This is a genomic window from Schaalia meyeri, from assembly GCF_900105015.1.
GTDB lineage: Bacteria > Actinomycetota > Actinomycetes > Actinomycetales > Actinomycetaceae > Pauljensenia > Pauljensenia meyeri.
The window spans coordinates 70,178-81,984 of record NZ_FNLK01000012.1 but is presented as its reverse complement, the minus strand read 5'-3'; the positions used below and the strand labels follow the sequence as shown (position 1 = coordinate 81,984).

Genomic DNA, 11,807 nt, shown 5'->3' with positions numbered 1-11,807 from the left:
CACCGCCGCTCCACGGGGCTGCGCCATGGTCCTACGAATGGCGGGAGATGCACCGATATGCTCGGACCATGGCCACTCAAAATGTCGCAACGAAGAAGCGCCGCGCGTGGACCACCAGCGTTTTTATCAAGCAGCTGATGGCGGTGTCGGGCTTCGTATTCGTTTTCTTCTTGCTGTTCCATTCGTACGGCAACCTCAAGATGTTCCTGGGCGAGCAGGTCTATAACGACTACGCGCACTGGTTGCACAGCGAGGCTTTTGTTCCAATCTTCCCGCACGGCGGCTTCATCTGGGTTTTCAGGGCCGCGATGGCGCTCATGCTGGTCCTTCACCTCTACGCCGCCGCTTACACGTGGAAGCGCTCGCGCCGCGCCCGCCGCACCCGCTACGTCGTCAAGAAGTCCGTCACGGATTCCTACGCGGCCCGCACGATGCGCACCTCCGGCATCATTTTGATCCTGGGCATCGTCTTCCACATCGCGCACTTTACGACCGCGAACCTGCCCGCGCGCGTCGCTAACTTCGGCCCCGACGTGACCGAGCCCTACGCTCGCATGATCGCCGCCTTCCAGTCCCCGGTCCTCGTGATCCTCTACGCCGTGTTCGTCGGTTGCGCCTGCATCCACGTCTCCCACGGCTTCTGGTCCATGTTCCAGTCGCTCGGCTGGGTGCGCCCCGCGACCCGCCAGCCCCTGGTTATCCTCTCGGGCCTGGTCGGCCTGGTCATCTTCGTGATGTTCCTGGCTCCGCCCGCCGCCATCGCCATCGGCTTGATCCACTGAGGAAGGGCACTCAATCATGACCGACTCACTCATCCACGGCCTGTACCGCGAAGGCGAAAAGATCGCCGACGCCAAGGCCCCCCACGACGTCCCGATCGACCGACGCTGGGAGCAGCGTAAGTTCACCGCCGCGCTGGTCAACCCCGCGAACCGCCGCAAGCTGCGCGTCATCATCGTCGGCTCCGGCCTGGCCGGCGGCGCCGCCGCCGCGTCCCTGGGCGAAATGGGCTACAACGTCGACTGCTTCTTCTACCAGGATTCCGCCCGTCGCGCGCACTCCATCGCCGCGCAGGGCGGCATCAACGCCGCGAAAAACTATCGCAACGACAACGACTCCGTCTACCGTCTCTTTTACGACACGGTGAAGGGCGGCGACTACCGTGCCCGCGAGGACAACGTCTACCGTCTGGCCGAGGTCAGCGCGAACATCATCGACCAGTGCGTCGCGCAGGGCGTCCCCTTCGCCCGCGAGTACGGCGGCCTGCTGGACAACCGCTCCTTCGGTGGCGTGCAGGTGTCGCGTACCTTCTACGCCCGCGGCCAGACCGGCCAGCAGCTGCTGATCGGCGCCTACCAGGCGCTTGAGCGCCAGGTCGCGGCCGGAACCGTCACAGAGTACGCCCGCCACGAGATGATCGAGCTCATCGTCGATGAGGGCAAGGCGCGCGGCATCATCTCGCGCGACATGTCCACCGGCCAGCTGCGCACCCACATCGCTGACGCGGTCGTCCTGGCCACCGGCGGCTACGGAAACGTGTTCTTCTTGTCCACGAACGCGATGGGCTGCAACGGCACCGCCATCTGGCGCGCCTACCGCAAGGGCGCGTACTTCGGTAACCCCTGCTTCACCCAGATTCACCCGACGTGCATCCCCCAGCACGGCGATCAGCAGTCCAAGCTGACCCTGATGAGCGAGTCGCTGCGTAACGATGGCCGCATCTGGGTGCCCAAGAAGGCCGAGGACTGCGAGAAGGATCCGCGCGACATCCCCGAGGAGGATCGCGACTACTACCTGGAGCGCATCTACCCCTCGTTCGGTAACCTCGTGCCCCGCGACATCGCCAGCCGTCAGGCCAAGAACATGTGCGACGAGGGACGCGGGGTTGGCCCGAAGATCGACGGGGTCGCCCGCGGCGTCTACCTCGACTTCTCCGAGGCCATCTCCCGCATGGGGCGCGCGGCCGTGTCCGCCAAGTACGGCAACCTCTTCGACATGTACGAGCGCATCACGGGCGACAACCCCTACGAAGTGCCCATGCGCATCTACCCGGCCGTCCACTACACGATGGGTGGCCTGTGGGTGGACTACGACCTGGAATCAAACCTGCCGGGCCTGTACGTGACCGGCGAGGCGAACTTCTCCGACCACGGCGCCAACCGCCTGGGCGCCTCGGCGCTCATGCAGGGGCTGTCGGACGGATACTTCGTCCTGCCCAACACGATCAACGACTACCTCGCGCACTGCTTCCACCTGCCCGAGCTGGACGAAGAATCGCCCTCCGTGAAGGAAGCCTTCGATTCGGCTCAGGGCCGCATCGACACCCTCATGTCGGTGGGTGGCACCCGCTCCGTGGATTCCTTCCACAAGGAGCTGGGCAAGATCATGTGGGAGTACTGCGGCATGGAGCGCACCGAGGACGGCCTGAAGAAGGCCATCGGCATGATTCGTCAGCTGCGCGCCGACTACTGGAAGAACGTTCGCGTTCCCGGCAAGTCGATCGGCGAACTCAACCAGTCCCTCGAGAAGGCCGGCCGCGTGGCCGACTTCATGGAGCTGGGCGAGCTCATGTGCATCGACGCCCTGCACCGCGAAGAATCGTGCGGCGGCCACTTCCGCGCGGAGTCCCAGACTCCCGAGGGCGAGGCGCTGCGTCACGACGATAAGTTCCTGTACGTGGCGGCCTGGGAGTTTGCCGGCGACGGCCAGCCCCCGATCCTCCACAAGGAAGACCTGATTTACAACGACATCGAGCTGAAGCAGCGGAGCTACAAGTGAACCTGACACTGAGGATCTGGCGCCAAAACGGTCCTGACGACAAAGGCGCAATTCATGAATACCAGGTGAAGGGAATCTCGGAAGAGTCCTCGTTCCTGGAGATGCTCGACGTCTTGAACGAAGAGCTCTTCGCGCGCGGCGAGGAACCCATCGCCTTCGACTCCGACTGTCGCGAGGGCATCTGCGGCCAGTGCGGCATCGTCATCAACGGTATCGCTCACGGCCCGGAGGTCACCACGACCTGCCAGCTGCACATGCGTTCCTTTAGCGATGGCGACGTCATCACGATCGAACCGTGGCGCGCGGAAGGCTTCCCGATCATCAAGGACCTGGTGGTCAACCGCGGCGCCCTGGATCGCATCATCCAGGCGGGCGGCTACATCTCCGTGAACACGGGTGCGGCCCCCGACGCGCACGCGACCCCGGTTCCCAAGCAGGACGCGGAACGCGCGTTCGAAGCCGCCGCCTGCATCGGTTGCGGCGCGTGCGTGGCGGCCTGCCCGAACGCGTCGGCCATGCTGTTCACCTCGGCGAAGGTCACGCACCTCGGCCTGCTGCCCCAGGGCAAACCCGAGAACTACAGGCGCGTGGTCGCCATGCTCAACCAGATGGACGAGGAGGGCTTCGGCTCCTGCTCGAACATCGGCGAGTGTGCCGCGGTCTGCCCGAAGGAGATCCCGCTTGATGTGATCGCACACCTGAACCGCCAGCTCGGAAAGGCCGCCTTCAAGGGCGTGTGACCGGCTGAAGCGGCACGACGGGCCCGGCGTGCCAGTGACGTGCTCCCCGGAAGTTGGACTGAGGTTGTCAGTTCCTTCTTCCGGGGAGTTTCATGTATCGGGGTAGTTCGTTGTCTGAGGGGCAGCGTGGGGGGTGGAATCGGTGGTGTCGGAACCAACGCGCTATCGGCGCGCCCCACGCAAGATGCGACGATAGGCCCGCGGCAGCGGTGATCGCACTCGCGGGCGCGCCTCGCATCGTTGCGGCATAGACTAGTGCGCGTGAGCGAACCCCTGGTCCTTGGTATTGAGTCAACGTGCGACGAGACGGGCGTCGGCCTGGTGCGCGGCACACGCCTGCTCGTCGACCGCACGGCGACGTCGATGGACGAGTATGCGCGCTACGGCGGCATCATCCCCGAGATCGCGTCGCGCGCGCACTTAGAGTCGTTCCTGCCGACCCTGGACGCCGCCCTGGACGAGGCCGGAGTCACCCTGGCGGACGTCGACGCGATCGCGGTCGCGGCCGGCCCGGGCCTCGTCGGATCGTTGACCGTCGGGATTTGCGCGGCGAAGGCCCTCGCCTCCTCCCTGGGCAAGCCTCTGTACGGCGTGAACCACGTGATCGGCCACCTCGCCGTGGACAAGCTGGCCGACGGTCCCCTCCCGGAACACTTCATCGGCCTGGTCGTCTCCGGCGGCCACTCGAACATCCTGGAGATCCGGGACATCGCGACGGACGTCGTCGAGCTGGGAGGGACGCTGGACGACGCGGCGGGCGAAGCCTTCGACAAGGTGGGGCGCCTGCTGGGCTTGCCGTATCCGGGCGGCCCCCACGTGGATCGGCTCTCCCAGCAGGGTGACCGCGACGCGATCCGCTTCCCCCGCGGGCTCGCCGCGGGCAAGGACAAGGAACGGTACCGATACGACTTTTCCTTCTCGGGATTAAAGACCGCGGTCGCCCGCTACATCGAGGGAACGCGGGCGCGCGGCGAGGAGGTCGACAGCGCTGACGTGTGCGCCGCCTTCTGCGAGGCCGTCAACGACTCGCTCACGTCAAAGGCGGTGCGCGCCGCCCTGGACACGGGCTGCAACACGATCGTCGTGGGCGGCGGCTTCTCTGCCAACTCGAGGCTGCGTTCCCTGCTCGCCGAGCGCGCCCGCGCCGCCGGGGTGCAGCTTCGCATGCCCCCGCTGCGCTTTTGCACGGACAACGGCGCACAGATCGCGGCCATCGGATCGGAGCTGGTCGCGGCCGACCTGCCCCCGTCGAATTGGGATTTCTCGCCGGATTCGGGCATGGAGCTCACGACGACGTACGTCGCACCGCGCGCGTGAGGGGCTGGTGCCAGCTAACCGCGGCCGAGAGTCCTGGTGAGGGTCAAGGCGACGGACCCCCACGAGGTGTAAAAGCCCCCGAAGATGTTTGAAATGATGCCCAGCAATACCGTGCTCGTCGTGACAGCCAGGCCCAGAGACGTCAGCCGGGCCAGATAGGCCACGCATGCCCCAACGGGGCGGGGAAGCGCCGCGATGGGGCGCGGCGTTGCGGGCCGACAGTAGCGCGATTGGGACGCGGCCACCTCGGAGTCCTCGTCCTTCGGAGCCAATCGCCACGTTCCGGCGCAGCGCCAGGCGATGACCACGAACCCCAGGGCTATCAGGAACATGACGGCGAACGCCCCGAGGCTGTTGGGAGCCAAGGGGCGGAATCGGGGTTTGACGGTCGTCGCGGTAACGATGGAGGCGTACTCGGAGGACGCGCGCGCGGCCTGGGAGGTTGGCGTCGCACCCAGGGCCGTGGAAACGTTGTCGGAGGACCCCCACCACGCGAGCATGGTGGGGAACTTTTCATTCCAGAGCGGCCCCGCGTGCCCGCCGGTCGGAGGTATGTCGGTGGTAACGCTGTCGGGTTCCTTGACGGAATTAGCCATCGCCAGTGCTGCGGCGGCGCCACCCGCCCCGTCGTCCGCGGCGGCCATGGCATAGATCCGCATTCCGTCGGGCGAACGCGTGGCGAGCATCGTGGACAGGGTGTTTTCCTCCAGGTACTGGGTGCCCTGGTTCTTCATCTGCCCTTCGATCTGGGTGTTGTAGCCCGATATCATCGCCGCGGCTCCGTACGTGTCGGAGGCGCGCAGGGCCGTCCAGACAGCGCAGTAGGCGCCGGCGGAGAACCCGCCGATCATCCACGCGTTGCGGTCGGCAGAGGTGCCCGGGAAGTTGTGGCGAATCATGGCGGGAACCTCCCGCGCGGACCAGGTAAAGACGGCGGGGCGCCCGTTGAAGTCGCCGCAATCGTGCTCGTTTTCATCAACGTTGAGCGAGGGGGCAACGACGATCGTCGGCGGAATCAGGCCGGAGTCGATGGCGTTGTCCAGCGCTTCTTGGACGTTGAGGCCCTGCAGAATGCCGTCGGCACCGCCGGGGTAGCCGTGGAGCAGCTCGATGACCCCGTAGCTCTTGCCGTCGTTGGGCGAATAGTCGCGGGGAGTGATCACGTGGATGGGCTGGGTGATTCCGCTCGTGGGTCCGGTCCACGTGGCGGTGAGCAGACCGTTCTCATCCCGCTCGAAGGTGGCGTTGAGCTCGGGCGACTCCTCGATGGGCTGCTTCTCGGGTTTTGCCTCCCCGCCCGTGGCCTTTTGGGTGCCAAAGATACTGGAGGCGATAATCCTGCCGAGGTCCCCGCTGGTCTTGACTATCCCGAGGGAACGGTTAAAGACCAGCGCTCCGGAGGCGGTGAAGAGGAGCGTGGGTACCAGGATGATGACAGTACGACCGAGCCAACGCTTGACCCGGCGGGGGCAGCGCGCGGGGACGAAGCGGGGCAGGAGCAGCGCGCCCGCGAGCAGGGACACAACCGTGAGCGCAAACACCACCCCGAGGGTCTTGTTGGAGAGGAGAGAAATAGAACCGAGGAAGCTCATTGCTTTTCCTTCTTGTCGTTTGCCGATGAGGCCGCGGTCGCTTCGTCGTTGCGCGTGGTCTTGGGGTGGGAGGGGGCGGCGGCTTCCTGGCGCTGCGAAGCGCGAGCCGAGCGGAGGTCGTCCACCCCTCGGGCGGCGAGCTTGGCGAGGCCTCCGGTGACGGAGGCGACGAGCGTGAGCGTCTGTGCGGGGCGAACGGAGGGGACGTAGGCGTGCGCGATGGCCATGCCGACGGTGGCCAGCGACGTGGGGCCGGGAACGGCCAGGTAGAGGGGCTGCGTGCGCGGCTTGAACTTGCGTTTGAAAGCGTGCAGGGAGGCGAACCCGTAGAGGGGTTCCATGATGGCGGCCAGGGCGTCGGTGAGCGGTCCGAAGGCCGAGGTGTCGTCCTGCGAGCGGGCCAGGGGCGCGCCGGAGAGCGAGAGGAGCTCGAGCCCCTCCTCCTGTGCGGCGAGGGCGGCCTTGCCGATCAGGAACTCGATGGCGGGGCGCCAGCCGTCCGCGCGCCTGCGCATCACATCCAGGGTCAACCCGATGACCTGCCCGTCGCGGTAGATCGGCAGCCAGGAGGTGACGGCGTGGATCGTGTGCTCAGAGTCGATCGCGACGAGGATGCGTGTCTCGGGGATAGCGAGTTCGCGCACGCCGCCGAGCGTGAAGCCCATTTCGGGCAGGGACTTGTCGGCGCTCCACGTGTCGGAGATGACGGTGATTTGGTCTTTCCACCCCGCGGGGCAGTCATTCCAGGTGGTCCACACGGCCTCGACGCCCTCGCGGGTTGCGTGGTTCATGGCGGTGCGCACGTCCTGGTAGACCTTGCCCCTAAAGGCCAGCCCCGGCAGGTCAAGCAGGGACTCTTCGGCGACCTGCATGATGGTCCACCCGGCCTCTCGGGCCGCGTCCGCGAGCTCCTCGTGAATGGAATAGAGGGCCGGGGTCAGGCCCGACGCGGCGGCAAAACGGGAGAACTCGGCGATCGCCTCCGAGGCCTTGCCCGGTTCGTAGGCCAGGTCGGTGACGGTCAGGGCGACGCCGCCAGCTCCCCGGTAGGCGCCGCCGGCGTTTGCGTTCGGCGAGACCCACACCAGGTTCCCGTCCCAGTTGCTCATCCAGCCGAGGGTGCCGCCCCCGTGCGTGCGCACGAGGGAAGCGAGGTCCTCGAGCGGGGAGGACAGGGGAATCCTCGGCCGGGTGAGGAGCGCGTTCAACATGATGCCGAGGGTGCCCGCCCAGGCGACGAGCGGGATCCACAGGACGGGCGCTTCCGCGAAGAGAGTCATGGGAACCAGGGTCGGCTCAAAGATCGATGCGGTCGCGGTCGGCAGGAGGGCCAGGAGGTAGTCGTGGAAGATCTGCAGCGGGCTGGCGTTGTCCGTGACGGTGAGGTCATCTCCGGAGGCGAGAACATCGAAGGGGACGAAAGAGTCGCTGGTTAGGAAGCCGAGCACGAGGACCGCGAGCGCGCAGCCGATCATGAGGGTCACCCAGCGCCGCAGCAGGGCAGAGGTCGTGGAGCGCTGCGCGTGAATCGTGAAGGAACGGCGCATCCACCACGTGATGACGCACAGCGTCAGGTTCAAGATGACCGGGACGAGCAGGAAGGAAGCGGTCGTGAAAAGTTCCGGGGGGAGATTCCCGTTCGAATCGGCTCTCTCCAGGAGCGCGACGGCGGTGGAGGCGATCGTCGACAGGCCGAGGATGGTCTGGAGCGCGAGGGTGCCAAAATACGCGGCGCGCCTGCCTTTACGCAGGCCGTAGGCGAAGATGACCTGCAGCATGATGGGCATGAGGCACAGGAGGGTCGTGAGGACGCCCGTGCGGCCCTCGAGCCACCAGGCGGGTCCCAGCGACCAGCGCATCTGGGCGAGCGGCCCCTCCTGGGAGGAGGCGACGACGGTCAGCGCGGCGGCGCACGCCCAACACAGGGCTGCGATGGAAGCAAGTTGACGCCTGATCGTGGTGTCGTCGCTGGAGTCGGAGCGCGGTCCGCGCACGCCGACCAGGCGCGCGGCGAGAATTCCCGCCAGGAGCGCCCAGACTCGCGCGTAGGAGATCGCCGACCCCAGGATGGCGGAGGAGAGGACCAGCACGCCGATGAGGAGGAAGCGGGCACGCCACCGCCAGCGCGAGCCGAGCGATTCACCGGCGGCCCCCGCGAGGGCGACGAGGATGAGGCTGGTACCCCACAGGGTGCCCCCGTCGATGGCTTTCCCCCACATGGAGAAGGTGGCTGTGAGCAGGGGGAGGGTCAGCCAGGTCGCGGTGACCCCGATGACCTGTCCGGCCAGGGCGGCGCACACCCACGCCCGCGTCCCCAGGTGGCGTTCCGCCGCGCCACCGGCGATGATCATGGTGACGATGCCGAGTACCGCGGAGGCGATGAAGTTGCCGGGGATCGCGCCGATGGAGGAAAAGATCGACCACCAGTGGGACAGGGAGGGGGTCGCTTCGAGGGTGGTGAACTGGTCGCGCCACACCCAGTAGGTGGCGGAGCAGATTGTGAGCGCGATCGTGACGATCGTTGTGGCCGGGCATCGCGATAGCCATCGGACGGTGAGTCGCGCCAGCGAGGACAGGAGAAGCCACAGCGTCCTGAGGGTGGTGTCAACAGGGGTGACGAATTTGCGCAGTACGGATTCTTTGGGCGCGGGTGTTTGTGAGCCGTGCGGTTCCTCAGCCACGGTCTGGTGTCCTCTCGGGTTTGTTCTTTTCCGGCGTTAAGGATACGACATTGCTCTGTAAGCGGCCTGAAAAGGCTCTGAGAAAGTGTCGATTGTCGCGTATGCCTGCGTCGCCTTGGGGCGCGGGCGCGGGTGGGGTGGGCTAGGAGTTAAGAGTAGCGAACTCGGCCAGGGCGAGGGGGCGTCCGGCACTCATCTCTGCGCGCATGAGATCCACGACAGCGTCGAGGCCTTGGCCGGGTCGCGCGGCAGCCGCGACGGCGCGTTGGCGTTCGTAGGAGGCGCCGATCGTCAGGATCGTCTCCAGGCCGGCGAACTCGCGCGCACAACCGAGGTCGGCGGCGATGGGAGCGAGCTCCTCCCCAAGGCGCGCGACTGCCTCGCGGGCGCTTTCAGTGGTGCCGTCGCGGGAGACGATCAGGGTGGCGTCCATGCCGTAGCGCGCCGAGCGCCACTTGTTTTCTGCGACGAACCAGTCCGGCAGGACGGGCAGGGGCTCGCCGGCGTCGAGCAGGCGCGAGAAGTACTCGACGAGGACGTGGGTGACGGCGGCGAAGACGCCGACCTCGAAGGCGTTCGTGGCGGCGTCGTAGACGCGGTTCTCGATCGTGCCGAAGGCCGGCGAGGGGCGGATGTCCCAGCGAACCTCGTCGAATCCCTCGATGACGCCGGTGTGGATCATGTCGTCAGTGTAGGACTCCAGATCCGCCCACGTGTCGAATTGGTGGGGGATGCCCGCGGTGGGCAGCTGCTGAAACACCATCGCGCGGTTGGAGGCGTAGCCTGTGTCTTCGCCCGCCCAGAACGGGGAGGAAGCGGAGATGGCCTGCAGGTGGCCGAGGCGGGCGGTCAGGGCGGCCTGGAGGGGCAGGATCTTTGTGCGGTCTTCGACGCCGACGTGGACGTGCACGCCGTACAGCAGCATCTGGTGTCCCCAGTAGGCGGTGCGTTCGACCAGCTGCGCGTAGCGGGCCGCGTCGGTGACGCGCTGGCGGCCGGGGCGCGCGAAGGGGTGGGTGCCGGCGGTAGCCAGGTCGATGCGCAGGTCGGAGGCCAGGGGCGTTAGGTAGTCGATGCACTCCGTGAGGTCGGCGAGGCATTCGGCGACGGTGGCGCGTGGCTTGGAGACCACCTCGATCGTGTTGAGCAGCATCTCGCGGTGGATGCCGGGGTAGAGCTGCCCGTCGGTCGTGGCGCGGTCGATGATGGCGTCCGCGCTTTGGCGCAGGTCGTGGGAGTCGCGGTCTACGAGCTGGAGCTCCCACTCGACGCCGATAGTTGAGCGCTTCGAGGAACCGAAGGGCAAGGACATGTCGTTCCTTTCGATGGTTGCCTCCATTGTGTCAGGGGAGCGGGCGCGGCGGCAGAGAGATTCCTGACAGGTGTGAGGCCAACCGTTTGCAGATGATCGCGCGGTGCCGCCCACCCACGCGCGTCGCGATGACGGTCAGGTGCCGCCCGCCCCCGCTCAGCTTGAGGGATTTGCGCAGGGCGTCAGGATCGATGTCGGCGCCGCGTTTCTTGATCTCGCAGCTGCCCGCCCCGCGTGCGCGCAGCTGCGAGGAGATCGCCTTGGCCCGCAGGTTTGTGTCGGCCAGGACCTCGAATCGGTCGTAGAAGGGGCTGCTTGGCAGATCGTCCCCGGTCAGGTAGGCAATTGATTCGGAGACGATGCCGGCGCCGACGCGCCGGGCGAGCTGACCGAGCATCCCCGAACGGATGACCGCCGGGTCCGGCTCCGCGATCATGGCCCCCAGGGGCGCTACCTCGACGAGCGTTGCCGGCGCGTTCGCCTCCTCCCCGTCGGGCGAACAGAGGCGGTGGGCGGCCCCGGCCCGGTCCAGGAGGAGGCACGAGCGCCCCGGCCCCTCGGGGGCGAGGGCGGGAGACCACAGGGAGGCCTCGACGAGGTTTCCTTCCACGCTGACCCACTGCGCGTGCCAGGTGGGTGGGATGCGGTCGTAGGCGATGCCGGGCGCGACCTTGATGCCGACCGCGCTGATCGTCTGCGCCCACCTGAGGGCAGCGGACAGGGGAGGGGACCAACGCTCTGGGTCGGCGATGCGCGCTGACCCCCGGGATGCGCCCGTGCGCCTGGCGGGATCGGCGAAGATGGCGTCGACCCCCTCGGCCGCCAACTCGGCGATGTCCAGGTCCATCACGTCCCCGAGGCGCACCTGCGCCCCCTCGAAATCGCGCAGGTTGGCGGCCGCGGCCTGCGCGGCGTCGGGATCAACGTCGACTGCGAGCACATCCATCCCCAGGCCCGCGATGGCCAGGGCGTCCGCTCCGATACCGCACCCCAGGTCGGCGACCCTGCTGGCGCCCGCGTCGCAAAACCGTTGGGCGTGCCGCGCGGCGACGACCAGGCGCGTCGCCTGCTCCAACCCGTCGCGCGTGAACACCATGTGCGCGGCGACGGGGCCAAACTTCTTACGCGCCGCCTGGCGCAGGGCCAGCTGGGTGAGCACGGCGGCGGCCAGGTCCGCCTCCACGCCGGATGCGCGCAGGGCGCCGCCCAGGTCGGTCAGCGAAATGGGGTGGGTGGCCTGGCGGGCCTGGAGTGTTTCAAGCAGCTCCCAGCCGGGGGAGGACAGGACGGGTGTCAGAGTGCTCACCCGCTCATTGTTCCATCTCTGGTGGGCCCAGGCGTCCTCTGGTTTTCGCGCGGAGGTACTGGGCGGCCCCGGCCCCTTCTC

8 protein-coding genes are annotated in these 11,807 nt (G+C 67.3%); 4 read left to right on the top strand and 4 right to left on the bottom strand.

From position 1 onward, the window contains the following. Positions 1–68 precede the first annotated feature (68 nt). The 4 genes from BLT68_RS05790 to tsaD all read left to right on the top strand — a co-directional run bounded on the left by BLT68_RS05790 (position 69) and on the right by tsaD (position 4,835). On the top strand, positions 69–782 hold the full coding sequence (locus BLT68_RS05790; RefSeq protein ID WP_050694324.1) for a succinate dehydrogenase cytochrome b subunit: 714 nt from the start codon (positions 69–71) through the stop codon (positions 780–782). 16 nt (positions 783–798) lie between these two features. Next, on the top strand, positions 799–2,778 hold the full coding sequence (locus tag BLT68_RS05785; RefSeq protein ID WP_050694325.1) for a fumarate reductase/succinate dehydrogenase flavoprotein subunit: 1,980 nt from the start codon (positions 799–801) through the stop codon (positions 2,776–2,778). Then, entirely contained in the window at positions 2,775–3,518 is a 744-nt protein-coding gene (locus BLT68_RS05780) for a succinate dehydrogenase/fumarate reductase iron-sulfur subunit (RefSeq protein ID WP_050694326.1), read from the top strand. The genes BLT68_RS05785 and BLT68_RS05780 overlap by 4 nt, the downstream gene beginning before the upstream one ends. A 261-nt stretch (positions 3,519–3,779) precedes the next feature. Continuing rightward, positions 3,780–4,835, top strand: coding sequence for a tRNA (adenosine(37)-N6)-threonylcarbamoyltransferase complex transferase subunit TsaD (tsaD, locus tag BLT68_RS05775; RefSeq protein ID WP_050695708.1), 1,056 nt, complete (start codon positions 3,780–3,782; stop codon positions 4,833–4,835). Positions 4,836–4,849: 14 nt separating this feature from the next. On the opposite strand, the gene BLT68_RS05770 is transcribed toward tsaD, so the two are convergent. The 4 genes from BLT68_RS05770 to BLT68_RS05755 form a co-directional block, all read right to left on the bottom strand. Next, positions 4,850–6,427, bottom strand: coding sequence for an alpha/beta hydrolase (locus BLT68_RS05770; protein WP_050694327.1), 1,578 nt, complete (start codon positions 6,425–6,427; stop codon positions 4,850–4,852). Further along, complete coding sequence (locus BLT68_RS05765) at positions 6,424–9,057, bottom strand: bifunctional lysylphosphatidylglycerol flippase/synthetase MprF (protein ID WP_408641289.1); 2,634 nt, start codon at positions 9,055–9,057, stop codon at positions 6,424–6,426. The genes BLT68_RS05770 and BLT68_RS05765 overlap by 4 nt, the downstream gene beginning before the upstream one ends. 193 nt (positions 9,058–9,250) lie before the next feature. Then, positions 9,251–10,420 carry a glutamate--cysteine ligase gene (locus BLT68_RS05760; protein ID WP_050695709.1) on the bottom strand — a complete coding sequence of 390 codons (1,170 nt, stop codon included), beginning with the start codon at positions 10,418–10,420 and terminating at the stop codon, positions 9,251–9,253. Between the two features lie 31 nt (positions 10,421–10,451). Then, on the bottom strand, positions 10,452–11,726 hold the full coding sequence (locus BLT68_RS05755; RefSeq protein ID WP_074633257.1) for a THUMP-like domain-containing protein: 1,275 nt from the start codon (positions 11,724–11,726) through the stop codon (positions 10,452–10,454). Between the last annotated feature and the right edge of the window lie 81 nt (positions 11,727–11,807).